21 protein-coding genes and 2 CRISPR repeat arrays (1 of these 23 only partly in view) are annotated in these 26,626 nt (G+C 47.8%); of the genes, 5 read left to right on the forward strand and 16 right to left on the reverse strand.

The genetic code is table 11. The annotated features are described in order from the left end of the window. Window positions 1-63 precede the first annotated feature (63 nt). Entirely contained in the window at window positions 64-1,080 is a 1,017-nt protein-coding gene (locus tag EKM71_RS06245) for a zinc-dependent alcohol dehydrogenase (RefSeq protein WP_125573766.1), read from the forward strand. Between the two features lie 212 nt (window positions 1,081-1,292). Here EKM71_RS06245 and EKM71_RS06250 read toward each other — a convergent pair whose 3' ends face one another. From EKM71_RS06250 to EKM71_RS06260, 3 genes are all read right to left on the reverse strand, one after another. Beyond that, window positions 1,293-3,266, reverse strand: a complete 1,974-nt coding sequence (locus tag EKM71_RS06250) for an elongation factor G (protein WP_125573767.1) — start codon at window positions 3,264-3,266, stop codon at window positions 1,293-1,295. Between the two features lie 145 nt (window positions 3,267-3,411). Further along, window positions 3,412-4,563: an MFS transporter gene (locus EKM71_RS06255; protein ID WP_125573768.1), complete on the reverse strand. Its 1,152-nt coding sequence runs from the start codon at window positions 4,561-4,563 to the stop codon at window positions 3,412-3,414. A 185-nt stretch (window positions 4,564-4,748) separates the two neighbouring features. Further along, complete coding sequence (locus tag EKM71_RS06260) at window positions 4,749-5,783, reverse strand: SDR family oxidoreductase (RefSeq protein WP_125573769.1); 1,035 nt, start codon at window positions 5,781-5,783, stop codon at window positions 4,749-4,751. 112 nt (window positions 5,784-5,895) lie between these two features. On the opposite strand from EKM71_RS06260, the gene EKM71_RS06265 reads away from it, so the two are divergent. Continuing rightward, the gene (locus tag EKM71_RS06265; RefSeq protein ID WP_125573770.1) at window positions 5,896-6,471 is read left to right on the forward strand and encodes a TetR/AcrR family transcriptional regulator; all 576 of its coding nucleotides are present in this window, start codon (window positions 5,896-5,898) and stop codon (window positions 6,469-6,471) included. A gap of 63 nt (window positions 6,472-6,534) precedes the next feature. Here EKM71_RS06265 and EKM71_RS06270 read toward each other — a convergent pair whose 3' ends face one another. After that, complete coding sequence (locus tag EKM71_RS06270; protein WP_125573771.1) at window positions 6,535-7,272, reverse strand: SDR family oxidoreductase; 738 nt, start codon at window positions 7,270-7,272, stop codon at window positions 6,535-6,537. Between the two features lie 133 nt (window positions 7,273-7,405). Between EKM71_RS06270 and EKM71_RS06275 the strand changes: the two genes are divergently transcribed. Together EKM71_RS06275 and EKM71_RS06280 are read left to right on the forward strand one after the other, a co-directional pair. Then, window positions 7,406-7,903, forward strand: coding sequence for a MerR family transcriptional regulator (locus EKM71_RS06275; RefSeq protein WP_125573772.1), 498 nt, complete (start codon window positions 7,406-7,408; stop codon window positions 7,901-7,903). Continuing rightward, the gene (locus EKM71_RS06280; protein ID WP_125573773.1) at window positions 7,900-8,355 is read left to right on the forward strand and encodes a GNAT family N-acetyltransferase; all 456 of its coding nucleotides are present in this window, start codon (window positions 7,900-7,902) and stop codon (window positions 8,353-8,355) included. Before EKM71_RS06275 ends, EKM71_RS06280 begins: the two co-directional genes overlap by 4 nt. Before the next feature lie 60 nt (window positions 8,356-8,415). On the opposite strand, the gene EKM71_RS06285 is transcribed toward EKM71_RS06280, so the two are convergent. Next, window positions 8,416-9,117, reverse strand: coding sequence for a type 1 glutamine amidotransferase domain-containing protein (locus EKM71_RS06285; protein ID WP_125573774.1), 702 nt, complete (start codon window positions 9,115-9,117; stop codon window positions 8,416-8,418). Continuing rightward, window positions 9,099-9,437, reverse strand: coding sequence for an ArsR/SmtB family transcription factor (locus EKM71_RS06290; RefSeq protein WP_125573775.1), 339 nt, complete (start codon window positions 9,435-9,437; stop codon window positions 9,099-9,101). The genes EKM71_RS06285 and EKM71_RS06290 overlap by 19 nt, the downstream gene beginning before the upstream one ends. Before the next feature lie 172 nt (window positions 9,438-9,609). On the opposite strand from EKM71_RS06290, the gene EKM71_RS06295 reads away from it, so the two are divergent. Next, window positions 9,610-10,620 carry an NADP-dependent oxidoreductase gene (locus EKM71_RS06295; RefSeq protein ID WP_125573776.1) on the forward strand — a complete coding sequence of 337 codons (1,011 nt, stop codon included), beginning with the start codon at window positions 9,610-9,612 and terminating at the stop codon, window positions 10,618-10,620. A 50-nt stretch (window positions 10,621-10,670) separates the two neighbouring features. On the opposite strand, the gene EKM71_RS06300 is transcribed toward EKM71_RS06295, so the two are convergent. The 10 genes from EKM71_RS06300 to cas3 all read right to left on the reverse strand — a co-directional run bounded on the left by EKM71_RS06300 (window position 10,671) and on the right by cas3 (window position 25,094). After that, entirely contained in the window at window positions 10,671-11,123 is a 453-nt protein-coding gene (locus EKM71_RS06300) for a hypothetical protein (RefSeq protein ID WP_125573777.1), read from the reverse strand. Window positions 11,124-11,333: 210 nt separating this feature from the next. Next, window positions 11,334-13,913, reverse strand: a complete 2,580-nt coding sequence (locus EKM71_RS06305) for a MucBP domain-containing protein (protein WP_164504739.1) — start codon at window positions 13,911-13,913, stop codon at window positions 11,334-11,336. A 648-nt stretch (window positions 13,914-14,561) separates the two neighbouring features. Further along, a CRISPR array of direct repeats spans window positions 14,562-15,687; the repeat unit is 28 nt; unit sequence GGATCATCCCCACATCCGTGGGGAGTAC. Window positions 15,688-15,716: 29 nt separating this feature from the next. Then, entirely contained in the window at window positions 15,717-16,607 is an 891-nt protein-coding gene (cas2e, locus tag EKM71_RS06310; RefSeq protein ID WP_125573779.1) for a type I-E CRISPR-associated endoribonuclease Cas2e, read from the reverse strand. Beyond that, window positions 16,604-17,557 (reverse strand): type I-E CRISPR-associated endonuclease Cas1e, encoded by a 954-nt coding sequence (gene cas1e, locus EKM71_RS06315; RefSeq protein WP_125573780.1) that lies wholly within the window; start codon window positions 17,555-17,557, stop codon window positions 16,604-16,606. The genes cas2e and cas1e overlap by 4 nt, the downstream gene beginning before the upstream one ends. A 4-nt stretch (window positions 17,558-17,561) precedes the next feature. Then, complete coding sequence (gene cas6e / locus EKM71_RS06320) at window positions 17,562-18,233, reverse strand: type I-E CRISPR-associated protein Cas6/Cse3/CasE (protein ID WP_125573781.1); 672 nt, start codon at window positions 18,231-18,233, stop codon at window positions 17,562-17,564. 12 nt (window positions 18,234-18,245) lie between these two features. Then, complete coding sequence (cas5e, locus tag EKM71_RS06325; protein WP_125573782.1) at window positions 18,246-18,947, reverse strand: type I-E CRISPR-associated protein Cas5/CasD; 702 nt, start codon at window positions 18,945-18,947, stop codon at window positions 18,246-18,248. Further along, on the reverse strand, window positions 18,928-20,001 hold the full coding sequence (gene cas7e, locus EKM71_RS06330) for a type I-E CRISPR-associated protein Cas7/Cse4/CasC (protein WP_125573783.1): 1,074 nt from the start codon (window positions 19,999-20,001) through the stop codon (window positions 18,928-18,930). The genes cas5e and cas7e overlap by 20 nt, the downstream gene beginning before the upstream one ends. Continuing rightward, complete coding sequence (casB, locus tag EKM71_RS06335; protein ID WP_125573784.1) at window positions 19,994-20,596, reverse strand: type I-E CRISPR-associated protein Cse2/CasB; 603 nt, start codon at window positions 20,594-20,596, stop codon at window positions 19,994-19,996. The genes cas7e and casB overlap by 8 nt, the downstream gene beginning before the upstream one ends. A gap of 9 nt (window positions 20,597-20,605) precedes the next feature. After that, complete coding sequence (locus tag EKM71_RS06340; protein WP_125573785.1) at window positions 20,606-22,324, reverse strand: type I-E CRISPR-associated protein Cse1/CasA; 1,719 nt, start codon at window positions 22,322-22,324, stop codon at window positions 20,606-20,608. Next, window positions 22,314-25,094, reverse strand: coding sequence for a CRISPR-associated helicase Cas3' (gene cas3 / locus EKM71_RS06345; RefSeq protein ID WP_191986194.1), 2,781 nt, complete (start codon window positions 25,092-25,094; stop codon window positions 22,314-22,316). The genes EKM71_RS06340 and cas3 overlap by 11 nt, the downstream gene beginning before the upstream one ends. A 432-nt stretch (window positions 25,095-25,526) precedes the next feature. Beyond that, window positions 25,527-26,626: a CRISPR direct-repeat array (repeat unit 28 nt; unit sequence GGATCATCCCCACATACGTGGGGAGTAC) (it continues 881 nt past the right edge of the window).

Below are 26,626 nucleotides of genomic sequence, written 5' to 3' on the forward strand. Positions count from 1 at the left end.
CGAAACGTTTGTGCTAACATTCACATGTAGGCACCAACCCTAGTCAATTAAGGAGGTTTCAGCATGAAATCTGTTTATGTTACAGGTCCTGGTCAAGTCGCTTGGAAAACCATCGACGACCCCCAAGTGGGCCCAAATGATGTGCTGTTGCGGATGAAAGCCTGTGGTATCTGTGGATCAGATGCCATGTACACTCGAATCGGTGGAATTCCACCACGTCAGGGTGCCACCCCTCTAGGCCACGAACCCGCGGCAGAGGTTAGCCAGATTGGGGCCCACGTCAGTGGTATTGCCGTGGGGGATCACGTGGTCATTAACACCCTGAAATTCACGGATGGTCTATTAGGGAGTGGTGGTGCTCAGGGTGGCCTCTCCGACTTCGTCTTAGTCAAAGACTTCCAGCCAAAGCAACAGCTCCGCGTCATCCCCAAGGACATTCCATGGCAGGTCGCGGCTTTAAATGAGCCCATGGCCGTCGCGGCCCACGCCGTTAATCAGACGCAACCCAAACCAGGAGACAAAGTCGTGGTATTTGGCGCCGGTCCGATCGGCCTAGGTGCCCTCCTCAGCTACAAACGCAAGGGCGTTGCCAGTGTCGTGGTTGTGGACATTCTCGAGTCTCGCTTGGATAAAGCCCTAGAAATCGGGGCCGACGCCGTCATCAATTCCGCCAAGGAAAATGTCGGCGAACGGCTAGTAACCCTACAAGGGAACGGTGCAAGTGGCTTCATGCGAGGCGTCCATCCCGCCACTGATATTTATCTCGATGCCGCTGGGGCCGCCCCAGTCTTCCAGACCGTGCTCGACATTGCCAAGCACGGCGCCACTCTGGGGGTCGTTGCTGTCTATACCAAACCGGTGGAACTGAATTTCGCCAACGTCCTGACGTCAGAACTCCACGTGGTCTGGTCCATGGGCTACCCGACGGAAATCTTCGAAGTCACCGACGACATTATCGATCACCCTGACAAATATGCGAAAATTATCAGCAATACCTTCCCATTCGACCAGGCCCTCGACGCCTTAAAGATGGCGCGAACCCCTGGTGCCGCGGATAAAGTGGTCGTCACCTTCAATTAGTGAAAATCATTTAGCACCGTCTCAATCAGCAGCAAGCCAATTGGGACGGTTTTTGTGTTGGTTCCCCTTAATGCTGACACAACACATCCGACACGCCTCATAGATCGTTTCAGACAAGAAGTAATCCGGAATGTGATTATTAGTTTAGAACAACTCAAAAATAGGGCCACCACGGCTAGTCGCAAACTAATCGTGGTGGCCCTTTCAAGTTGTTAATTACTGTCGTGTTTCACATGAAACATCCCTGCCGAATAGGCATAATCCACGTGTGCCATCCTCGGAACCTCATCCCAAGGAACGGGGTACCCGGCACCGTGCGCACAGAACACCGAGTCCGGCGTATTCGGCAAGTCGCCTACTGGATCGTAAGCTTGTGCTGCCACCACCTCATCAGCATTGTGACACGGCCGGTAGCCATCGATCAGACACTCTAATTGGCCCTTACCATGCGTATACGCATTGACCTCCTGCGCGTAATCTTGCATCGCAGATACCGGCGCCGTGCCCGTCAAAACAGTCATCTCGCCCGCTGCCGTCGGTGTATCAAAGGTGCCACTCATTCGTTGAATATCTGTCATGGCACGACCCACTTGTTCCTGACCTACTTCCAATCGGAAATGATACCACGGCTCCAGGAGCTGTAGACCGTTATTTTCACGCAACATCATTAGGCCCTGACGAACCGCGCGCCACGTGGCCTCACGGAAGTCGCCACCGACCGAATGTACAATACTGGCACGACCCGTCACGAGCGTGATCTTCGCATCAGTGAGTGGTGCTCCTGTCAAAACGCCTAACTGCTCCTTGGCCCGCAGATTTGACAACACCTGATGTTGCCAATTTTTACCCAAGATTTCTAAGGAACAATCCGCCGCAAAGGTCAGGCCACTGCCTCGAGGCGCCGGTTCAATCAACAGGTGGACCTCCGCGTAATGCCGCAGGGGTTCGAAATGACCGACCCCCTCAACCGCCTTCGTGACAGTTTCCTTATAGAGAATGCTTCCGGCATCGAAGCCAATATCTAGTTGGAACCGATCATGCAGAATCTGTTGAAGAATCTCCAATTGAACCGTCCCCATGATCTGAACGCGAATCTCCTGCAGATGACTGGACCACGTGACATGCAGCTGCGGATCTTCATCCGCCAATTGTTGAAAAATTGTGAGACAGGCATGTAGGTCGTTGCCCCGCGGATCCACCGCATAGGTTAAGACCGGTTGGATTTCCGGTGTCCCTTCATCAGAGACATTGCCCAAACCTTGTCCGGGATACGTCCCCGTGAGATTTGGAATCGCACAGACTTCACCGGCCGAAACGCTCTGTCGAACGTCAAACTTCGTGCCGTTATACACCCGCAATTGATTGACTTTCTGCTCACCCAGCAAGACAGTCTTAGTTGCCAACTGACCCCCGGTAAGTCGCAGCCAAGTCAGCCGGACGCCTTTGTCATCATGAGAAATTTTAAAGACCTTGGCACCAAAGTCTGCCGTCGTCACGGGATCATTGGTCCAATGGTCCAATCCTGCTAGAAGGGCCGACACCCCTTCTAATTTCAAGGCCGATCCGAAGTAGCAGGGAAATACTTTACGCTGGCGAATCAACTGCCGAACGGTCTGGTCGGCTACCGCTCCCGTGTCCAAGAATTGTGCCAATACGGCGTCGTCTTGCATCGCCACGTCTTCATAAGTCGCCTCCGGAAGGGCTGCATTCTCCCCACCGTCAAAGGCTAAGCATCCTGGTGAAAAGGTCGTCTGCAGTTGGTTCAGTACCCGATCGCGATCGGCCGTTATGGCATCCATTTTATTCACAAAAATAAAAGTGGGTACGTGGTAGTGATCCAATAATCGCCACAGTGTCCGTGTGTACCCCTGAACGCCATCGGTGGCTGAAACCACTAGGATGGCATAATCCAGCACGCTAAGCACTTGCTCCGTCTGTGAGGCAAAGTCCACGTGTCCCGGGGTATCGAGGAGTGTCAGCGTTAAGTCTTGCATCGTCAAATTGGCTTGATGGGAGAAGATGGTAATTCCCCGTTGCTTCTCGAGAGTGTCCGAGTCCAGAAAGGCGTCGCCGTTATCGACGCGGCCTAACTCCCGTACAGCTCCTGTTTGATATAGCAGGGCCTCCGAAAGCGTCGTCTTCCCAGCATCGACGTGGGCGACGATTCCCGCTGTGATTTTTGGCATGAGGCATGACTCCCTTCTTCTTACTGATTCTTTAATGGTCTCATCTTCTGACGTTAATCCCAATATCTTCTCAATTATACCGGGTTTTGCTCGTCGGATCAGTAAAAGCCGGTCAAGTTTCGACCGGCCTGAGACGTGGTGGTGCTTAAACGGTTCCTAATTCGCGGAAATGCCGACTCAACACTAGCGCTAAGGCAATGTAAACAGCCGCAACCGCTGTGAGCACCAGAAACATGGCCTGATACCCCACGGCTTCAACAACCCAGCCTAAGACGACGGCACCTAAGCCCATCCCTAGATCGTAAGAATTCAGAAACATTCCTGTCGCCGTGTCTCGGTTAGCCAGCGTCGTTTCCTTAAAAATCCAGGCTTGTAACGTGGGATAAATGGCACCATCAGCTACGCCGTATAGAACCCCTGCGACTAACAATAGCCAGTTGTGATCCATGAAGGCAAGCACGACCATCCCACCAGTCAGTAAGACGGTGCTCAAGAGAAGAATCACCCGTGGCCCTTGATGGTCGAAGGTTCGACCCACGATTGGTCGAATGACTACGCCGGCAATTGCCGCGATAAAGAAGAAACCCGAAATGACACTCAAATGACGCATCTGTGCGTAAATTGGCGTGAAGGTCATGACCCCACTCATTAGAACGCCAAGAATGAAGACCAACCCACATTGGGGGAGAAATTGGCTGTCAAATACCGGTGCCTTCGCTTCCGTCTCAACGGGACGCTGCGTAGGCTTACTGGTCCCAAAGATGGCCAGCATTGCCGCAAAAAGAATGACGATGCAGGCTAAGAAAAAGGCGGAAAACCCGTGCCGTTGGACGAGATCCAGAGCCAAGAGCGGCGCCAAGGAAGCCGTCACCATCGTCCCGATACCAAAGTACCCCATCCCTTCACCAATCTTGTTGTTGGGGAGTTCTGCCGCGGCCGACGTCGCGAAATAGGTCGTGGTGATCCCGTGGCCTAACCCATTGAATAATCGTAATAAGACGAGCAACCCAAAGCTTCCCAGTAAGGGGTACCCCACCGCCGCTAAGAGATAGAGCAAAATACCAACGACCAGTAGGATCTTCTTACTAAACCGGCCAGAAAACCACGGAACAAATAGCCGCGTAATCAAGGCTGCAAACATAATTGCCCCCACGAAAATACCAATCTGCGCGGGAGACATCCCCAAATATTTCCCATAGAGTGGTAGGACTGGCACCTGCATGTTGTAAACCATGAATAACAGAGCATTCCCGATTAAGATCAAAATAAAGTTACGACTCCAGTACGAAGTTTGCATGTGATTATTCCTCCCTGAAAGACAAAAAAGGCCAAATAAGATGAACGATCATCTTATCTGGCCGTAACCCTCCGATACCCCTGATGGGGATCTTATCTAACTAAATAGTCTTCCGATAGTGTATTAAGTTACTCAAATTGTAGCGCATCTCACTGCGGTCATGCAAGCACAACCTGTTCCACCCACTAAGCCGTCACCAGGCCTAAATCAATCATAGACTGGGCCGTTGCCGTGATAGCTTCCGCAGCCGAACGTGGTTGCCATCCGAGCAATCGCCGAGATTTTTCATTACTGGTTTCCGCATATTGACCGACCAGTGTTGACAACATTTTCAATTCTGGTTTGACTAACGCCGCCATCTTAACGGCTAAATTAGGGATGGTTCGGGTCGGCAACCGTGGCGCGAATTGGGGAAAGGCCGCGCGCAAAACATTGGCCACATCGAGCATCGATAACGTCTCGCCGGTCGTGGCTAGAAAACGTTCGCCAGCAGCCTTGGGGGAGGTCATCGCCAGTAGGTGTAAACTCGCGACATCGCGCACATCCACATAGCCTGAGGACACGTTAGGAACTGCCTTCACCCGGCCTTCGAGCAGCTCGCGTACCTGAACATTTGAGTGCGAATAATCACTGGCTAAGACGGGCCCCATAACACCAACGGGATTGACCGTCGCTAATTCCATTCCTTGACCTTCCTGAGCAATGAACGCCCAAGCCGCCCGCTCGGCGAGGGTCTTGGACTTTTGGTACGGGTGAATGCCCTTAGCCTTTAAGTTCGACCAATCGGCTTCCGTGTAGGGCGTCGTCCGGTGTGGATGCCCGGCAAATATGGCCCCATAAGCCGAGGTTAAGACGACCCGTTTGACCCCTGCGTCTCTGGCTGCCGTTAAGACACGCCGAACACCCTCTACCGCTGGTTGAATCATCTCATTTTCATCCTTGAAGATCCGATTAGGCGTCGGTGATGCCACGTGAATCGCATAGGTGGCCCCCGCCATCACCTCGGACCAGTGGGCATCGTGTGTGAGATCTGCCTCAACAAAGGACACCGCACTGAGATCCTGAACACCACCGGCTGTCAGCATCTCCAACACCAATGGCCGTTTTTTTAATGATCGCACCGTCGTCCGGACAGCATACCCCTGCTGGACTAATTGGCAAATAATGTGACTGGCAATAAAGCCACTACCACCGGTAACCACGACTAATTGTTTTGACATTTTTTCACTCTCGCTTTCGTTTCACTTGTAACGTCTGTGTCAGTAGCATACAATGGCGTTAACCGCCTTTCAAGCGGAAAATCAGCATCTCTGACAGAATGGAGCAAGTGTTATGGCAGCGACAAAACATGCCCAATTAATTAAACAGGATTCCCAAGACTACCTTGCAATCGCCCTCCTCGATCTCTTAAAAAACCATGACCTCAATGATCTAACCGTTACTCAGGTCGTCAAACGTGCTGGCGTCAGTCGGATGGCCTTCTACCGCCATTTCGATACATTAGCTGACGTGCTCACGGCTCATTTCACCCCGATCATGGCAAGTGGCTTCTCTGATATCCTCCGCCATGCGCCAGAAGAACAGAAACTAATCGCGCTCGGCGAATTCTTTTCCAAACTAGGCCCTACCCTAAAACTAGCAGCTGATCGCGGCTTTGAACCCGTCTTTCAACAGCTCTTTGAGGCTAATATGCAACACTTCTACGCGGTTACGATGACTTGGGACGGAGCCACTCCCACGCAGCAGAAATATTGGACTCAGTTCATGTCTGCCGGAGTTTACCGCCTCTGGCGAGAATGGTTACTCAATGGTCAACAAGAATCGTTAATGACGATGCACGACCTCCTGGCAGCGTTCCAGTCCGGCACCATGACCGCACTGCAGGCGCTCGCAAAACCAACGATTTAAAAACAGGACGATGACCCCCCCAAGGGCTGATCACCGTCCTGTTTCACGTGAAACAACTTGCGTTTAACTATCCTGCCGGGTTGCCGCTAGGTCAATCTCGCGAACATTAACGTCTTGTGGCATATCATAAATGAATTTAACCGTCTGGGCGACATACTTGGGATCTAAGGTTAGCCCACCCATGGTCTCTTTCCAGGCTTGGTAGTCCTTCAAGGCCGCTGCATCAGTCACATGCGTCAACAGCTCCGTTTCACCAGCTCCTGGGGCCACGAGGGAAATCCGGACGTTGTCATTGGCCACTTCTTGCCGAATCGTTTCGGATAAACCGTGCACCCCAAATTTACTGGCAACGTAGGCTGCATGGTTGGCAAATGCCTTGAATCCGGCAATTGAAGACATATTAATGATGGTACCATGGTGGCGCTTAACCATCGCTGGCAAGACGATCTGAGTGCCATTGAGAACGCCCATTACGTTAGTATCTAACATCGTTTGCCATTCCTTAGGATCTTGGCGTTGGACATTCCCCAGCAGCATGACCCCGGCATTATTAATCAATAAATCTGTTTCACCATACTTGGCTTCGGCAGCATGAATTGCGTCCGCTAAGGCTTCCTGATCGGTTACATCAACGGCAGCAACCATGATGTTGTCAAAGTTTAAGGGTAAGTCACGGATTTTTTCATCCCGTCGTCCTAAGAGCAACATCGGGTACCCTGCCGCGTTAAAGAGTTTGGCATCTTCGGCCCCAAATCCTGAGCTGGCCCCGGTGATGACGATTAAAGGTTTCGTATTAGTCATAAGCTGACTCCTCCTAATTTTTCAGTTCAGTGAGTGCCATGAATTCAGCACCACATCACAAGCAATAATGGTAGTATAGAATCTAGAGCTAACTCTAGGTCAAGCGTTAATTTAAATTAAAGGAGAAGTTGCCATGAGCTATTCAATTGGACAAGTTGCCGAGAAACTATCGATCAGTCCCTACACCCTGCGTTACTACGATAAAGAGGGACTCCTGCCCTTTGTCGATCGTAATCAGGCTGGCCGACGTCGGTTTAAGGACAACGACTTTAACTTTTTAGAGGTCATCATTTGCCTCAAGGAGGCTGGCGTGCCTGTCAAACAGATCGGGACTTTTATCGACCTTTGTATGACCGGTGACACCACGCTGCAGGATCGCTATGACTTCTTAAGTGAACACGAAGCCAAATTAGAAGATAAGATGGCTCGTCTGCAACATACCTTGGATTTCCTTCGCTGGAAAAAATGGTACTATAAGACAGCCCTACAGGCTGGAACAGAACAAATTCACTACCTTCCAGGCACCAACCATGTTGATCCCGCGGTCCACGCCGAATTTGATAAGTTAGTGGCAGATGGTGCGGATCCGAAAGCATTGGGTAACCTAGCCGAAGGGAGGGCCAAAGCATGATCACCATTCAGATCTTAACTCCGACAAGTCCCAATTGGGCAACTGCGGCCGCTCAGATTGGCGCCATCTCTTGGTCTGCGGGGCCGCACCTCGCTAAGGTGATGACCACGGCCGATTGGCAGCCTTGGGAACGGGTCGTTTATGCTACGGACGGTGCCCAATTCGTGGGGTGTTGCGCCCTGCTAGCCAATGATATCGTGCCGGCAACTGACTACACACCTTTTATCAGCACGGTCTACGTCGATCCGGCCTACCGCCAACAGGGCATTAGCCTAAAGTTGGTCCGGGCTGCCGAACAGGCGGCAGTCGTTGCTGACATTTCCGGCTTGTACATTGTGACCCAGCACGTTGGCCTTTACGAACACTTAGACTACCAATTGATCGACCGCCAAAATGATCAGTTTGGGCGACCTTGTCGTATTCTTTACAAGTCCCTGTCGGCTACAGCGTAAGTCAGAAAACAGGGACAACGCAAAAGACCTTCCCACGGATTGACCGTGAAAAGGCCTTTTTTAATTAACCTTTGCTAAATTTTGAACCAAGACTCGGGCCACCGCCTTAGCCGAGAAGGGATTCTGCCCGGTAATCAATTGACCGTCTTGTACCGCATATTCACGATAGGCTCGGCGTTTCAGGAACTTGGCTCCCCGCTGCTCTGCCACATCTTGATTGAAGAACGGGACAATCCCCTTCTTGCCCGCTAAAACTTCTTCTGCTTTGGTAAATCCAGTAACCTTGCGACCGGCAATCAAATAATCACCGGCGGCCGTCTTAATATTTAACAATCCGGCAATCCCGTGACAGACAGAAGTGACGTAACCGCCTTGAGCATAAATCTGGGTAGCAATCGCCTGTAACTCGGGATTGTCGGGGAAATCCCACATGACGCCGTGGCCACCAGCATAGTAAATCGCCGCATACGCTGTTGGGTCAACCTGCGCTGGCTTCAGAGAGTGGGTCAACGCCCGTTGTTGGAAGTCAGTCGTTTCGTAAAACGCCATAATCTCCTCATCCACATACTTCATACTGCGGGGGTCTAAAGGTACGAATCCCCCTTTGGGACTGACATAATCGACTTGATAACCCGCTTTCTGCATGATCAAAGCAAACTCAGTTGCCTCGCCCAACCACAGACCGGTCGCCTCAGGTCGATCGCCATAACGGGTTGTATTGGTCAACACTATCAAAATTTTCTTTACAGTTGTTGATTGCACGTCATCACCTCCATCACATGGTCTAAAAGGGTCTTTAACTGGTCGATTTGCTTGGTCTGGTGCGTAAGGTAATAGAAGTTCTTCGTACCTTCTGGCCGATAATCCACCAATTTGACCTCACGCAGTAGCTTTAGATGATGAGAGACTGCCGGCCGCGAAAGTCCCGTGACCCCCATGAGATCGGTCACCTGTAGCCCCCGGTGAACGACCTTCTGATCGAGTAAAGCAATGATAATCGCCTGACGCTTCTGATCACCCAGCGCCACGAGAAACTCACTCGCATTGGCAAATTCATGTTTTAGTTTGGTTAAGTTTGACATTTTCAACCTTCTTAGTTTAATATTTTAAACCATTAAATCATTTATCACGTTCGATGTCAACTCGATAGAACTAGGCATTTGATCGATTTTTATTGGTTGACAATTTTAAACCAATAACGTATTATCCATCCTAATAGTTTAAAAATATGAACTAAGAAAGTGTGCGTTTAGAATGCCAAAACTTATGCAAGCTGCCGTCATTACTCACTATAAACAAACTTCACCAGAGATTAAATCCGTCCCAATCCCCACACTTCAGCCGACCGATGTGCTGGTTAAGATTAAAGCTGCCAGTCTCAACCCAATTGACCTAAAAACCATGGCGGGCGGCTTACGACCCCTCTTAACTTATGACATGCCGCTGATTATCGGAAGTGATTTTTCAGGTGAGATTGTCGCGATTGGCTCACGAGTCACTCAATTTCAGGTTGGCGATGCCATCTACGGACGACCCCGGAAGACTCGTATTGGGTCATTTGCAGAATACTTAGCGATTGATGCCCAAGAGATTGCCCTGAAGCCCAGCAATCTTAGCTATGAAGAAGCCGCCGCGGTTCCCTTAGTGGGCTTAACGAGCTATCAGGCACTTCATGATATTCTAAAGCTTCACCCTGGTCAGAAAGTTCTAATCCAAGCAGGGGCCGGGGGAATCGGTACGCTAGCCATTCAGCTTGCTAAGCGGCTAGGCGCCACCGTCGCAACCACTACTAGTGCCGCCAATGTGGACTTTGTCCGAAGTCTCGGGGCAGAGCAGATCATCGATTACCACACGCAGAATTTTGCCGATCTGCTGACAAATTATGATGCCGTCTTCGATACCTTAGGCGGCCATGCCTTGGAACAAGCTTTCTCAATTGTGAAGCCCGGTGGTCAAATCGTCAGTATTTCTGGCCTGCCCGATCGCCAATTTGCCCAGGAATATGGCCTGCCACGATGGAAACAAGCCCTGTTTGGCGTCGTCACACACCGCCTAACCCGTCTACAGAAACAAACGGATACAACCTATCATTTCCTCTTCATGTGGCCCAGTGGGGCGGAACTGGCAACGTTAGCCCGGTTAATAGAAGCACAAGAACTTCGACCGATCATCGATCGCACCTTTCCCTTTCACGAACTCGATCAAGCCTTGACGACCCTAAAAACCGGCCATGCTCGAGGGAAAATTGTCCTCAGCCTAACCTAACAAAAAGTGATAACTTGCTGTTTTCTAAGTCATCACTTTTAATTTCTGATTTATTTAATAACCGGTCCACCACTCTTAAAATGTTTCACCTGTCTGGCATAACTGCCCTTGGTGAATCCGTGTTTTTTATGATAACCGTAATCAATACTAGCAAAGGTCTTCCCTTTACGATAAACAGCAAAGTCGACATTCGCTGCATGAACCAGACCATTCTTCGCAACATGCCCCTTAAGTCGATAAAGGTGTGACCCAATCTTTTTATACCTGAGTCGAGAAATTGTCTGGCTGGGCATGTTGGAAATGCCAATTCCAACATGCCACTTTGTCACTTCATACATGGCGCCAAAGCCTTCCGCCGTCGATTGCCTTTTATATTGAAACTTTCCCCGTAACGCTTTGGGACTCCCCTTATGCCAGTGGGATGCACTAGCTGATGTCGGGACTGTACCACCGATTACGAGTACTGTCAGCGCCATCAGCATTCCCTTACCGAATTTAATCACTCTCTTCGCCTCCAAGCCTAGACTCACGTCCAGTCTGTTTATTAAGATAATTATTATCACCTGTAATCATTTGTTAGAATCACTATACCCAGTATCTGGCGCAACGTCAATCAAAACGCCACATAAATAACTTCATAAAGCCTGCAAAAAAGATCTTCAACTACGACAATTTAATCGTAGTTGAAGATCCTTTTTTAGAAGCATATTCGCTTAATCTTGACGAGAGCGCTTAGAACGCTTAAAGCCAAATAACGATCCAATGACTGCCAATAATGCCAGCCCCCACCAGGAAGAAACCTGGCGATCGTTGGTTTGTGGTAACGTTGTCGCCTGAGTCGCTGGTGACTTCGCTTGATTATTCCCAGTTGTCAGTTGAACTGCCTGGCCACCATGGGACCCCGGCTTCGTTACTGTTTGACCCGTGACTTTATCGGCCTGACCACCAGCAGCTGGTTTCGCAGGTTTCGTAGGTTTCGTCGGCTTAGTTGGTGCCACAACCGCGGGTTTGCCACCGTTCTCAACAGCCTGGTACGTGTAAATCACGTCTTGGCTAGCCGATGTATAAACACCGTTGGCATTCGCTGATGCTGTAACCAGCTTGTAACCGTTGATTTTCTTAGGTGTTGTTGTGTAAGCCTGACCAACCGTCCCAGTCAACGTGTCATCAGGAGCCAGTTGCTTGCCTGCTGCTGTCTGGTAATGAACCGTCACTGTTCCATCCGTAACGGGTTGTCCCGGATCAACGGGCGTTACCGGCTTACCATTAGCCTTGTAATAAACATAAATATCATGGTTAATATCCTGAATCGTTCCACTCAGGTTCTGATCCGTTAATGTGCCATCTCCTTCAACACGATCGAAGTCGTAGCCATCGATCTTAGGTAAGGTAACGTTCCAAACCGTATTCGTCTTTCCAGATTCTTTGATAACCTTATCGCCAATCGCGTTGCCATTTTCATCGACCAGATAGATCTTTTGGAGCGGGCTGAAAAGCAACGTGATGTTTTGTGCATCGCCATCGTAAGTCACCGAGGAACTCTCGGATGTCGCCGTAAGATTAGGCACATATTTAACTGGCTTTTCGTAGGCAAAGCCGCGATCCTCAAGATCCGCAATCGCTTTTTGAATAGCTGGATCATTCAGAACATCTAGCGTCGATCCCGTCTTACCACTCAGAATGGTAAACGGCGCAATCTTCACCCCACCATCGAGTTGATAGGCGACGGTAACCGCCCCCACACTCGCATCTAAAGTATATGGCACGGTGACAGTCCCATTGAAGGTCATCCCGTTAGGCGCTTCCGGTTCGGACAGATCACTGTGACGGCTACTATCCCAGTTAGCGTACAAATAACCAGTACCGTCAGGTCCCGTCGTCAAATTGTGCCAAGTCCACCAACGACTAGCACCGATCGATGATGCCTTTCCCGTCGACTGTAACCCGGTCAGAATATTGCTGACATCGCCATCCATAAACTCATTGAAATTATACAAATTATCATAGGCGAAAGACCACATCGAAAGCTTTGTTGTATTGGGATTCAGCACGACTTGATCCGATGTCCAAGTCTGACCACCTGCGGAAATCATATAAGAAATACTTCCAAGGAATGGTTGCCAATTTAACCCCAGTAAGGGCGTAATATCAAAGATATGATTACCCGTAAACGTCATAAACCCAGGATCCGCCGTAATGTTACGCAATGGAGAAAGATCAGAAATGTTGTTATATGAAAAGGAAATATTCGATAGTTTGACCAGCTTAGCCAATGGCTTCAAGCTCGTCACTTTATAAGTACTGTCCTTAGGCTGCGAAAAATTAATGGTATTCAATGCTGTTAACTTTGACATGAATGAGAGATCGGTAATATCGTTATAAGATAAATTCAACGATGTAAGATTTGTCAAATCAGCTAAGGCCGGCGTATCTGCATCCGTGATTTGATTCCAGCTTAGGTTTAAGTTGGTCAACTGCGTGAGCCCTTTAAGCGCGGAGATATCCGAGAGCTGACCATGTTGGCCAACTTTGCCAAAATTCTTGCTGGCAGTAGCGTCAGGCAAAATGGCTAACGTGGTTAATTTCTTAGCGTACTGCAGCCCTTCCAGAGATTTAATGTTGATCACCGCATTATAGAAATCTCTATCATCCTGTTGCTTAATTTTCGCATCGTTACTCCACAAATCAATCTTAGTCAATTCCCCTAGAAGATCCGTATTAATCTGTGAGACAGACGTGATTTCAGGATGCGTCTGTTGAATGGCATATAAAACAACCTGCTGGAGATTCTTATCTGGAATAAGATCGTCTACCGTTGGTGTAGCAGCTTCTGGAACGGGCATAGATCTCAATAAGGTATTCGCTCGTTTGCCCGTAGACTGCTGCTCTTCTGTAGGTTTTGGGGTCGTCTCCAAGTTTTGATCGGACGCAGACGATTCCTCAGTCACCTTCTTCGCTGGTTCCACGGGATCTTCAGCCGTTTTTTCACCCGGTTCTTCATCCTTGAGCGTATCATCTTTAGGCGTCGACGGATCAGCATCACTGGCTGGCGCCTCAGTAGGATCCGATTCAGACTGAGAAACCGGAGCGGAAGTCTTACGCAAAACAGCTTGTTGCTGTTGCTGTTCTTGTCCCGAAACTGTCTGCCCCGCTGAATCACCAGTCCCTGTCGAGGTATCAGCGTGGGCCACTTCCGTTGTGAACCCCACAGTTCCCAAAGTTAATGCAACAGCACTCGTGAGTAGCCACCGATTTTGATATTGTTTCCTTGCCTTTTTTTGATCTGTTTTCATTTCTAAGTCCCCTGTCATTAATGACGTTGCCCTAGTCGCTATCAATCAGTATATGTACTATATTTCAAACCTCACATTTAATATAACACCGTTAACTGTTTTAATCAACACCGTGAACGCTTACTTTATATATATTTCAGCAGTACAAATTAACAAATTAGCGACACGTCAGGGATTCAGACGGGTTTTATTTAATTTAAATTCAAAAAATAAGAATTGAAATTTTTTGTCAAATTTAGCTTTTATTTACTGTTGTTACAGCGTTTGTATGAAATACTGTCAGTACTACTCAATTCATCATTATCAATGTTTCACATCATTTAATTTGGAGTGAATTCGTAATTATAGTTACACGTGTTTCGTAAAATGTGACAATCTACCATGACATACAAAAAAGCCAGTAAAACTTCTTCATTAATCCAGAAGTCTTACTGGTAATTGTGTTTATTTCTAAAACTATTCTGTTCTCATCAGAAGATCCCTTTGTGGTATCTAAGTTACCTGCTGATTTTATTAGGCTGCTTGAGAGAACAAAATACATCCCGACATGGGAGTACTTTGGCAAGAGTTACCTGGCTAATTCATGGGATCATCCCCCACATCTGTGGGGAGTACCAGCCTCTTTTTTCGCGCTCAATTCGTAAGCGGGGATCATCCCCACATCCGTGGGGAGTACGCCGAAAAATTCAAATCCGATTGCTCGCCCAAGGGATCATCCCCACATCCGTGGGGAGTACATTTGGCTGCAGCTCTTCGTCATTGGTGTCTAAGGATCATCCCCACATCCGTGGGGAGTACCACCGCTATTGACTGATAACTACAGGCTAGATGGGATCATCCCCACATCCGTGGGGAGTACTTATTTATCGTGCCATTGGAAAAACCTAGGTCAGGATCATCCCCACATCCGTGGGGAGTACTCACCCAATGAAATTAGAGTACAGTCTTCAAAGGGATCATCCCCACATCCGTGGGGAGTACAAATTAAAGATATCTAAGTTATCTGGATGCTTAGGATCATCCCCACATCCGTGGGGAGTACAGGATGACTCATCGACTGTCGCAGAGTCATTATGGATCATCCCCACATCCGTGGGGAGTACTGGGTTAGGCAACAAAACCATTATCCAGCAGTGGGATCATCCCCACATCCGTGGGGAGTACGTGGAAAAGTCTATGACAACTGGGTGGCTGAGAGGATCATCCCCACATCCGTGGGGAGTACATTGATTTGGGCCCAAGACAGCTTAGACGAGACGGATCATCCCCACATCCGTGGGGAGTACACCTACGATTGTGAAGCCGATGGGTACGTTAAGGGATCATCCCCACATCCGTGGGGAGTACTCAGTAATTGTGCCGTCAAGAGAAGTTTTGAGGGGATCATCCCCACATCCGTGGGGAGTACTTTTAGATCAGAAGGTAACTACTGGTTATTTGAGGATCATCCCCACATCCGTGGGGAGTACATAAATTATAAATAATAAATTATTTATTTTAAAGGATCATCCCCACATCCGTGGGGAGTACCGATGACTGGTATCTACCAAACTGCTTCTATGAGGATCATCCCCACATCCGTGGGGAGTACCGACATAGCCATCTCTTGGTCACTGCCCCACAGGGATCATCCCCACATCCGTGGGGAGTACACAAATTGTCCCAGGAACTTTTTGGTGTCTGGAGGATCATCCCCACATCCGTGGGGAGTACCCGATGGGTACGTAAAATTAGATAGTTCTGGGAGGATCATCCCCACATCCGTGGGGAGTACACTAAACAAACGCAGTCATACCGCGATTCTCAAATTTTCAAAACGCCTGTTTCATTCAGTTTGATTGCTAGGTTCAACGTCGCCTGAGCGTCAGCTAACGCCTGATGAGGTGTTTTATTCTCGATACCATAATCATCCAACACTGTCTCCAAACGATAATTATCTAAAAATTTATTTGCCTTCTTCACCACTGGCATCAGATCTACCATTCGATTACCTAGATCCAGCGATCCAATTCTTTTAAAACTAGCTGTCAGGAAAGTTTCATCAAAGTGTAAGTTATACCCAATCAACGGCATATCCCCAATAAACGTTTTAAGGCCCTGCAGGCCAACGGCCAAACTAACTCCTTTTTCGTTTAATAATTCAGAAGTTATTCCAGTTAGACGCACAACGTTTTTAGGAATTGACTTATCAATCTGAATCAATTGGTAAAAGCTCTCGCTAATCTTACCTTGAACCTGTTTAACAGCACCGATCGCCATTATTTCATCCTTGGCTGGATCCAAACCAGTGGTCTCAAGATCAATCGCAATCATAGCTTGAGGCACACCCACTGGCTTTTTATTGGCTAGCTTACGCGTCATAACCTTAGCCTGGTGGAACTTAGCGGCATTACTGAATCCATGTTTAACCGGGCCAGTGGCTTCATTTAAATGCATCATCAATGGTATACCATCGAAATCAATCACCGAGCGATCTTTACGTGTTGTACGGAACCTATACCCTAATTCATTATTCGAATTATAGACCATGGTGGCTTCACCACGGCCAATATTCTTCAGGATTCTATCCCACAACATATCTCGGATTCTGGCGCTCACATTCCCGACGTAGACCCCTGTCTGGATCTCCTGATACCACTTGGTTAGGTCACCTCGTAACGACCTAGGAACCTTCGTTAACGTCACCACAATCATGAATGACCATCTTCCTGAAGTTCATGGTATTGTACCCCAAACTTCTGGAGTCCCATCCGATCATCCCACAAGCTCACGACGTCAATGTCGCTCTCATCTTCCGTCATGCCCAACAAGGCTTTTAAATCTCGTACCATGCGCGTTAGTAACTTACCATCCACGAAGGCATCGCGCATGGCCCGCCGAGTTCTGGACCCAATATCCGGGTCATGACCAAACTTAGCTGTCACCTGAAAGGCAATCGGAATAGAATACTCAGCTTTGTAAAGATCGGCAAAGTCGTAAACGAAGGAAAGATCATGGCCAGTATGAACGAATCCCAGCCCAGCTGAGGCGCCTAACGCTGAAATGACACTATAACTCAGCCCATAAATAGCTTGATGTGCAGCTGTCAACGCCTTGTTGATCGGCGTCCCTGAGTCGAAGTCATCTGGATTATACTCCCGATGTGACCACGCCACCCCTGTCGCCTGAGACTGTTCTAGGTAGACGCGACGAACCCGTGCGCCTTCCTTTCCCCGCAACTGTTGCATCGTTAATTTCGAAACATCGTCGTTAGGAAATCGCATCTGATACATCTGTCTAGCGACCATTAACCGGGTGCGTTTATTCGAAACAAGCCGAGCTTGGGCCTCGATTAAAGCCGAGGAGTGGTTCAATGGCCGACCATAAGCATACTGCCGCACCCCGCGTTCCCCGACCCAAATCACACCTAATCCGGCTTCACCAATCAACTCCATGGCGCGATGGGTCATATCCACACCAGGTCCCAGCATCAGTACACTGATAATCGCCGCGGGAACATAGACAATCCCCCGGGAATCCATCACCTGGATGGCACTGTCTCGTCGATTTAACTTGGCATGCTCCAAATATAAGAAAGTTGTTCGATCACCCACTCGACCCAGTTCGCGTCGTTTTGGTTTTTCTGCCCCAACTTGCTTACCCATTCTATCAAGCCTCCGGAATCACCGTCATTAACCCCATGCCAAAGGCTTTCTCACGTCCGAGTCCTTTGGTTAGCGTTTGTTTAAATTCGTCCGCATCAGCCACTCGCAAAAGGCCCTCAAAGGTCACACGACTCAGCCGCACACCGCGACCGGCCTTTCGATGAAGCATCGGCCACTCCCGATTGACAATATCAAAAGCCAGCGTTGTGTCTTGATCATCTGAATCAGCAGATTCTTGTTTGACGATCTGAAAGCCAGCTTTTTCAGCTCTTTGCACCAACCATCCTCGCTGCTGGGCTACCGTGATGTGGGGAACCACTCGTCCCTGCTTTTGGCCCGGCTTAATGATCGAATACGTGGGGTTCGCTGTTAACCGAAATTGGAGAATCTGCCCCTCATGAATGCTGTCTAAGAAACGATCATATGACTTGGTCATCGCCGTTTTAGCTACCCCGTAGGTCGCCAATTGGTCGAGATCTGGGGCTGATTCACTAAGAACTAGCAAGTACTTCTTGCCACCTAGTTGATCGACTCGCCACAAATGCCGCGTTCGTTGCCCCGCTTCAATCTCCTGTGGGAAGCTCTGCTCAACCCAGTTATGGTAGGCACCAAGGTGCGTTAAATCTTTTGTCTTAGCGCGATTGTTCACGTCAATTTCAACTCTTGATAAGTACATGCTTACTCCTTCCTAGATAGCACCGAAAGCGTCATGTGTCGTGTCCGGTTCACTTTCTTGAGAATTTAAATGCGTGAGATCGACCGTCGTTCTTGCAATTGCTCGGAATCCGTAACGCCGATCACGTTGATCGAAGGAGACCACACGGTCCTTGACCATGGCACTTGGCTTGTCTGAAAGCAGACTTGCATCGGCTACAATTTCTAAACGATGACTTTTACTTCGTCTCTGATACCGTTTATTGGCCTGCCAAGGGAACCTTCTTAACACCGCCACCGGAGTCACGTCTGAGAACACCTGAGTAATTAGAAGACCTGCAGGAACATTTGCGCGACGTCCAAGAAATAATTGGAAGCGCGGATGATGCAGGGCCACATTGATGTTTTCAATCATTTGGGCGTCGTCACTGCCCAACGCAACAACGAACACCGCGTCCTGAATATAATCCCGATAGGTAATCTTACGTGTTTCTTTTTTCCATTCAACCGTCTGAAAGTCCGTCAACTTCCGACCAATTTGATCGATTCTGACGGCAAAGCTTAGATCGTTTAATGCCAAGATCCGCTCGTCATTTCGGCGATATCCTAACGCGGCGGCAATCATTCCGATCACCGCACTTTTTGTAGGGTAATCATTCGTTGTCCGCCGCGTAAATGAGGCTTCATTCCCGTACGACTGTAAGGGCGCAGTCAATTTAATCGTTAGTATTTTCATCTGGAACCACCTTCGATAACGTCTCAGTGACCTTGTCTAACAGCTCAGATAAATTGGACACGCTATCACCAATTTGTGAATCTGGCTTACCTAAAATAAAGTTTTCGAGTGGCTTCTCAACGAAACTCTCTGTGCGTTGGTACTCATCGTCCAATCGCTTAATCGAAGGGACAACATAGCCACCGTCTGAATGAACTGGGTTCTCGAAAGCTGAGACTAAATTGACTGGCGTGTCGGTTCGAATCGTAACCATGACATAGCTTGGTAAGGTCTTATTCGCAAATGTATTCTGCTTACCAGTTGGCATTGAAAGTACGAAATCCTTAATAAAGTCCGCTGCCCCATGAATGGCATCTTCTGGGTTAAGATTGTAGGCCAATTCATTCATATTTATGTTGGCATAGCGGTAAAGGGTTGCCGAATTGTAATCAATTGTCCCCAGCATGGCAGCACCAGCTGTATCATCGGCTCGCGCATCGTCAACCGCCGTAAAGTAGTCATATTCTGGAACCACTTCATGCGTTGAAACGGCGTGGGCAACTTGTGCTGCGGCATCCACATTTAACTCTGGATTATCCGCTACCATCCGACCAAATAGGGCCAAATCTAGTGATTGATCACTCTTTAGAACCTTCTTGACTTCTTTTTTATCTAGTTCTTCATTATCTAAGGCATATTGTGCCAACTTACGAAGCTGACCCTCGCTAACAAACAACAATGCTCCCGTCTCATTTTCCTTGTTCAACTTGATTGAAGCCGCCTTGAAGATGTCGCCGACCTTGCCCATTGCCGCATCGTCATCTAGCGCGGGATCCAGTGTCTTTAACTCATGAGCAAGCAAGCTAGCAGCCTTTTTCGTTCGTTTTCCAGTAGCCACATTTTCTTTATCGAATCGGTCCCGAACAGCTTTTTTCCAACTTTGGGAGGACACTCGAGACCGCGTCACACCGCCATAAAAAGCCGTCTTAGGAGCACCGGTATCATCCCGGTTAATGTTGGATGATGGCACGGTTTGTAACACGTTCAAATCAACATATAGGTTTTGATTAGTCATTATTTTTCTCTCCCTTAGCTTTATCTGCTTGTCTGAAATACTGTTGTCCCCAAAGTAAGCGAACTCGGCTGGCCTGTTCATAACTCACTTGTAACCAGTAGAGATCCTGTGCCAACTGGGCAAAATCAATCTGCTGGTTATTCCCATGTGATTTCAAAATACTAATCAAGTGGGAAAGCTCGTTGATCACACCTGCTACGTTGGTAGTGGCCAGAAGTGGCTGTACACGACGATCCATGGCCACTCGTAAGTCGTCATTTCCTCGCAAGTTACCCAAGGCCCCAAAAAGCATTTGCCCTTTGGCATCCGTACCTCTGGCTGGCGCATAAACACACATCGTCTGATTGCCTTGTTGGTAGATCGCATAGAACCGAATAGCCGTGTATACGGCCACTTCTTCTCGAGTTGGTACGCCATTTTTGCTTAGCTGCTGCTCACTTAGGTTAGCCATTAAGATCGGCCAAACCTTCTGCGAACGTTGACTTGCCACAGTCGGTGCATTTCTCAAATTTGCTAACACTGCCTTGTCTACCGCGCCATCTCGATAAATCGCGTGAATTATTCGACCGGCAATCTGCTTAAGTTCATCTGCCATAGATCCTCATCACTCCTTCTTTAAGTCAAGATGTTTCCAGACGCTAGACATCAAGTGATTCTTGGCCGTAAAGATATTCAAAGGCCCATTTTTAGTAGAGATCCCCTTAACATCTCTTGGTGAACTGGTCTGCATCACGTCATTCACTGACGCTACTACAATTCCCTGAAGTTCCTGTTTCCATAAGGTAATTTTTTCGTCTCGGTTATCCTGGTCGGTCAGACCTTCTAACCATTCCTTAAATGGATCATTCAGTTGTTCATAAAATTTCGCACTCATTCCACTAGCAAACGGCCGAACGTCTAAATTACGAATCGTGCCGATGTCACTGGCAAAATGATAGTAATCTGTTCCGATCGTTTGTGTGAGGCCAATGGTGTCTTCAATCCGCATTGGCCACCGTTTTAGTGGCTCGTTCTGGTCATCGCTAGGAAAGAGGACATCCGCCTGTAACTGCATATCATCAACTACTTCTGCCGCTGGTGATTGCGAGGTCGCAACGCCGTCACTAATCAGGGCCACTGAATTCAAAATCAAAGGGGTCTCACGTGAAATCAATTTTCTCTTTTTCAGTTTATGTAGCCAAACCACAATTCCTGGTTCATGGACATCGTCTGACTGTCGAGCCTTGACATATTGACCGAAATTGCGCCACATCGCGATTCCTAAGGATCTTAATCCCTTAACTGCCGGCCGATAAGCATGCTCTTTTTTATCAAAACGCCAAGTTGTCATCGGTTCAATCAAGGCATCTTCATAATCAAATATGGGGATACCGGCACTAAAGATATGAGGCGCTCCAGCTTCGTCCCACTCGATATGTAAGATTCGCGACCATGTCGTATACAGCTCAGCTAAATTATCTGGTAAAAGCTGAGCCTCCCGGTGCGACACATAGTCTCGGACAGACTTATATTCCCAAACCGGCTTAGGCAAGGTGTATGCAATCTCGTCCTGCCAGTCGTTCACCAGAATCAAATTCAACAATAACGTTTCAAAAAGCGTCTTTCCCTTAGCAAATACGGGATTAATTCGGTAGATCCACCCAGCTGAATTTGAGAACTTTTCATCTGTCACAACCTTGGATTTATCAGTCACACCTGTAAAGTTTTGGTAGCTAATGATCCAGCGTACCAGCTCATCCAGTGGTAAATCGTTCTTAGTTTCTCCCGCTCTTGGCGCAAAGATAGCCGGTGTATTTCCACTCTCTGAGACCTGACGATTAAGCTGTTTAATAGCAACCTGACCTTTACCTCCGGCAACACGTTTTGCTTCAGGCACTAGGGCATCGTAATCTTCTGCGGTCACTTGATAGAACGGGCGAGGACCAAAGAAATCAAAATCATCACTGTGCGCCTTTAGATAGCGCGTCACCACTGGTGAAAATTGACCCGCCTGACTCAAATTCTGCCAAGTCTTGAACAGATCATCTTCGCTATCGTCTTCATCAAATTCATCCATGTCGATGCTAACTTCTGCTTTTTCATTTGTCTGTAACCAATCGTATAGCTTCCCCTCGGCATCAAATCGCGAATAGACAGTTGTCAAGATAGCTAGCAGAAGCCGTAAGATCGCCAGATCTTGACTACGCATATCACCGGCTAATTGGCGATAGCGATGAGCATTTTCAAATAAATCAATCAGAGATACCGTTTGTTCCTGATTATCGTCTAGCGTGATGACCTTGATCCACGGTTCCGTGGTTAAATTAAAACTTTCATTGTCCACGATTGTCGTCCTCCTGTACATACTTAAGTCCTAGTTTTGAAGAATACGTGAGGTGCCAGCCTTCAAAGGTTACTGAGAAGGCTTGGTCTAACGGCAATACTAGTGCCCCCTTGAGCCAGACATCACTTTGCCAGCCTGAGAAGTAGCGACTAGTTAACGTCTCGAGATCCCTAATCGCCTGATCAACCTTGTCAGAATTCGGTGTAATCACAAAGGGAAGTCGAATAATCTGCTGGGCGATTTCCTTTGAATGAACATCTGCCAAAGGTCGACCATCCAACAAGAAGTTCCCCTCCTCCGTGTGCTGAACCAGAATAACTTCCAAGGTTTCTTTGATATCACGAACCGCTGCACTAGCCTGCTGTTCATCATTACCAATGTTTCCTTGATCACGACTTAACCAGCCATGAATAGTCTTACCAGCTTTGAGTTTAGGCTCTCCCACTTGAAAAACATGGGCCTTCTTCTTTTCCTTTTCAAGCTTCACTTTAAATTTAGCTTTAGACTCATCGATATCTGCAATTTCACTATCCGTCTTGGGATCGTAAACTGCTTGGACTAGTGGTGAGATGTCGTCTGGTAAGGTGATCTCATCTTTCAAAAAGTGGTCCGTCTTCATGAGTAGGTACTGACCATAAACAAATCCACTACCGGATTCATATTCATTCGTTCCCTCAATACCCATGACAAATAATTGTGGACTCTGTAGTGCCGCGGGCCGTTCAATCCGGTGTCGATGAAGCCGTCCCGCCCGTTGAAGGATCAAGTCCATTGGGGCGACATCCGTATACATAACATCGAAATCAATGTCCAGTGACTGTTCCAGAACCTGCGTTCCAATTACAATCATTTTTTCCGGACGTGTGCCACGCCTTCCAATTGCATCCTGTATCTTAGTCTCCTGAGCTGCCCGATCATTGGCCAGAAATGCCGAATGTAGCACCATTAATTTAATGTCTTCAGGCACCAACTGTGCCAGCTTCTGTGCTCGTTTGACGGTATTAACAATAACTCCTGCAATACCGCCATCACTGATTTTATTAGCCACATGGGCAATAAGATCTTCATCAGGAAGATTCAATCGTTTAACTTGCAGATGCGTTGGCTGTTGATCGCTTTTTCCTGGGAACGACGTAACCTGTTTGATTTGACTACCATCTAGAATACTCAGTAATGGATAGGCTTGCGTTTCTTTCCATCCTTCAGGTGCGATCAGTTTCTTCGTGTACTTTTTGCCATACTTTCCCTTTAAATAAGCCTCTAAAAGCTCATTACGTTTAGCCTTTGGTAGGGTCGCTGACAGGACGACAATGGGCACATGATATGCACCTAGCCAGTTGATTGCCTTATACAGGTATTGGTTCATATAGGAATCGTAGGCGTGGACCTCATCAATCACGACCACTTTGCCACTCAGCCCCAAGTGCCGTAAAAACAAGTGCTTTTGTTTCAATCCCATCAACAAGAGATTATCGATTGTCCCAACCGTAAACTTAGCCAAGATAGACTTCTTGCCAGAAAACCAGCCATTAACCACCACTTCTCCAGGTTTGTCTTCATCGCCATAAACGCTTGAAGCATCCGGTAAATCTTGATACTTTTTATTAAATTGTGCCTTACTATGCATCAACTTAATCTGAAAATTCCCATGTTGTAATTTAGCTAAAACGGCCAGCCAGTCATCGACGCGATCAAACATGGCATTGGTTGTGGCTTGGGTTGGTAATCCCATGAAGAGGCCATCACTACCAGTAACATAAGCTAGCTGTTCAACTGCCAGCAGAGCTATCTCGGTCTTCCCCAATCCCATTGGGGCCTCAACAATCACCATACCTGGGTCGAGCGCTTCACCGATAGCTTGACTCATGGCTTTTTGAACCGGACGCGGCTTGAATTTCCAACGATCAATATAGATTGCATCGAAGTTATTGCGTTGACTCGAATTGAAACGTTGTGGATTCCATTCATCATCAACTGACCAATTTTCTAGTGCATCTCTAAATCGAGTATTCACATCTATATCATGCCATGACTGATCAAGCGCAATTAAAGGGAACAACGGCTTTGTCTGCTCACGATCTAGATATTCACTAGACGCAAGCCAATCTGCCATAATCAACAACCCTTCCAAAATAACTGCTTGTGGCTGTGTGACATCAGGAACATCCTCTGCCTCTTGGTAGCCTGAGGTGGTCAAACCATACTTAAATAGTTCTTCCTGAACAGCCTTCCATGGCTCTTGAATTTTAGCATCGACATCATCCTGATAGTAATTCGCTGTATAGACATCAATTTGGTCGTCTGGTGCTTCTTTAGCTGTTTTCCCATGATGTCCGCCAATAATGGCACCAACAGACTCAGGAACACCTAAATCTTCAATGATGGCCTCACCAGCCAAAGCATGCGGAGATTTGTTTGCAGAGGCTAGCAGCACCTCATCAAGTCCCTGAAATCCACCTTGGGCCAATCTTGCTCTGAGATCATCATCTAATGAATCGTCATGATCGTATGATTTTTTAATTTGAAAAGCTGTGGTACTTTTGCCAATATCATGAACAAACCCGACAAATTTGACTAATTTTTGTGTTTCTTCTTCCGACATCGCTCCAGCCAGTAGTCGTTGCTGTGCAGGGCTTAACCAGTGAGTAAATAAGTAATTAATCGTCTTTTGCGTGTCCATCAAGTGAACAATCAAGGGCAACCAATACTGGTACCCTTCCTCACTGCGTTTCTTCGCCCACAACACTGCTGCTTGATCGGATATTTTCATTCCCATATGTACAGCCTCTTAACCTTTGTCAATTAAGTGTTATATGTAACTATGCACATTACCTCAAGGTTCACAATCGGAATTTCAAGAACGTTATATCCTCGAATATACAGATCAACGCTCCCCAATTCAATATAGATGACTTATAAAATAGTAAATAACATTACTTAAAATATTTGATGCCTTTTACTAATCTTTGTTATTTTTGTAATCGTATTCATTTATTTTATCATAGTTTTCTATGTCTGGTAGCTCGTTAATAAAGAGCCTTTGATGTCTCATGACTAGAAAAAAGTTGACCACAATAGACCAAATGCTAAATAAAGCATACACCCGGCAATGAACAACATGAACAGGCCCTCAATCACAGCTACACGTCCTTATCAATCATACAATGATATTATTTTTTAACCTGTGCTATTAAGATACTTCGAATCACCCCCACATACGTGGGGAGTACGAACGGCTATATCCCATTTCGTCGCCCACTACAGGATCATCCCCACATACGTGGGGAGTACAAATTAGGAAGTCGACCGGTTAACTGATTATCGGGATCATCCCCACACACGTGGGGAGTACGCCGAGCTGGTCACGTACACACTAAACATTTGAGGATCATCCCCACATACGTGGGGAGTACCATCAGAACTGCCACGCAACTTCATCTCGTCCAGGATCATCCCCACATACGTGGGGAGTACACCTAAAGCCTTTGATGCCACTTATGGCAATCAGGATCATCCCCACATACGTGGGGAGTACAAACTGGTTGAACTATCAATTTCGATTGTTCCGGGATCATCCCCACATACGTGGGGAGTACGGTCGTATGATACGTGGTCCATTACCTTAGCCAGGATCATCCCCACATACGTGGGGAGTACCATAACATCCAGTACCTTGCCGTTTTCTTCTGTGGATCATCCCCACATACGTGGGGAGTACTAATCAAATATTATACATCGCTCTATGGAAACGGGATCATCCCCACATACGTGGGGAGTACTCAAAGTTGGCCTTCTCAGCCGTCCCAGCGTCAGGATCATCCCCACATACGTGGGGAGTACCAGCGCTACACTGACGCATAGCCAGTTGACTTAGGATCATCCCCACATACGTGGGGAGTACAAATAGTAACGCATTGACGTGTGGTAGTCGTCAGGATCATCCCCACATACGTGGGGAGTACAAAGCGATATGTGACAGCGCCGTCTCCTTGGTGGGATCATCCCCACATACGTGGGGAGTACGGATAAACATTACTTGGTAGCCATTTGGAGCGGGGATCATCCCCACATACGTGGGGAGTACTGATTCTGACGAGGATGATGGCTACTGATGCGAGGGATCATCCCCACATACGTGGAGAGTACAATTTGTCAAGTAATTACGGGTCGTTTTTAACGGGATCATCCCCACATACGTGGGGAGTACATCATCGCGCCGCTAACCGTCACATTATCCTTGGGATCATCCCCACATACGTGGGGAGTACGGTAATCACAATCACTGGCAGTGGTCAGGGTTAG

It is taken from the genome of Levilactobacillus huananensis, from assembly GCF_003946145.1.
GTDB lineage: Bacteria > Bacillota > Bacilli > Lactobacillales > Lactobacillaceae > Levilactobacillus > Levilactobacillus huananensis.

What these genes read in the sequence shown, in the direction of transcription:
- EKM71_RS06270 (WP_125573771.1), bottom strand. Translation starts at nt 7,272, where the DNA reads ATGACTAATACGAAACCTTTAATCGTCATCACCGGGGCCAGCTCAGGA.
- cas1e (WP_125573780.1), bottom strand. Translation starts at nt 17,557, where the DNA reads ATGGGTAAGCAAGTTGGGGCAGAAAAACCAAAACGACGCGAACTGGGT.
- EKM71_RS06260 (WP_125573769.1), bottom strand. Translation starts at nt 5,783, where the DNA reads ATGTCAAAACAATTAGTCGTGGTTACCGGTGGTAGTGGCTTTATTGCC.
- EKM71_RS06275 (WP_125573772.1), top strand. Translation starts at nt 7,406, where the DNA reads ATGAGCTATTCAATTGGACAAGTTGCCGAGAAACTATCGATCAGTCCC.
- cas3 (WP_191986194.1), bottom strand. Translation starts at nt 25,094, where the DNA reads ATGAAAATATCCGATCAAGCAGCAGTGTTGTGGGCGAAGAAACGCAGT.
- cas5e (WP_125573782.1), bottom strand. Translation starts at nt 18,947, where the DNA reads ATGAAAATACTAACGATTAAATTGACTGCGCCCTTACAGTCGTACGGG.
- EKM71_RS06290 (WP_125573775.1), bottom strand. Translation starts at nt 9,437, where the DNA reads ATGTCAAACTTAACCAAACTAAAACATGAATTTGCCAATGCGAGTGAG.
- EKM71_RS06295 (WP_125573776.1), top strand. Translation starts at nt 9,610, where the DNA reads ATGCCAAAACTTATGCAAGCTGCCGTCATTACTCACTATAAACAAACT.
- EKM71_RS06250 (WP_125573767.1), bottom strand. Translation starts at nt 3,266, where the DNA reads ATGCCAAAAATCACAGCGGGAATCGTCGCCCACGTCGATGCTGGGAAG.
- EKM71_RS06255 (WP_125573768.1), bottom strand. Translation starts at nt 4,563, where the DNA reads ATGCAAACTTCGTACTGGAGTCGTAACTTTATTTTGATCTTAATCGGG.
- cas6e (WP_125573781.1), bottom strand. Translation starts at nt 18,233, where the DNA reads ATGTACTTATCAAGAGTTGAAATTGACGTGAACAATCGCGCTAAGACA.
- casB (WP_125573784.1), bottom strand. Translation starts at nt 20,596, where the DNA reads ATGGCAGATGAACTTAAGCAGATTGCCGGTCGAATAATTCACGCGATT.
- EKM71_RS06265 (WP_125573770.1), top strand. Translation starts at nt 5,896, where the DNA reads ATGGCAGCGACAAAACATGCCCAATTAATTAAACAGGATTCCCAAGAC.
- cas2e (WP_125573779.1), bottom strand. Translation starts at nt 16,607, where the DNA reads ATGATTGTGGTGACGTTAACGAAGGTTCCTAGGTCGTTACGAGGTGAC.
- EKM71_RS06280 (WP_125573773.1), top strand. Translation starts at nt 7,900, where the DNA reads ATGATCACCATTCAGATCTTAACTCCGACAAGTCCCAATTGGGCAACT.
- cas7e (WP_125573783.1), bottom strand. Translation starts at nt 20,001, where the DNA reads ATGACTAATCAAAACCTATATGTTGATTTGAACGTGTTACAAACCGTG.
- EKM71_RS06305 (WP_164504739.1), bottom strand. Translation starts at nt 13,913, where the DNA reads ATGAAAACAGATCAAAAAAAGGCAAGGAAACAATATCAAAATCGGTGG.
- EKM71_RS06245 (WP_125573766.1), top strand. Translation starts at nt 64, where the DNA reads ATGAAATCTGTTTATGTTACAGGTCCTGGTCAAGTCGCTTGGAAAACC.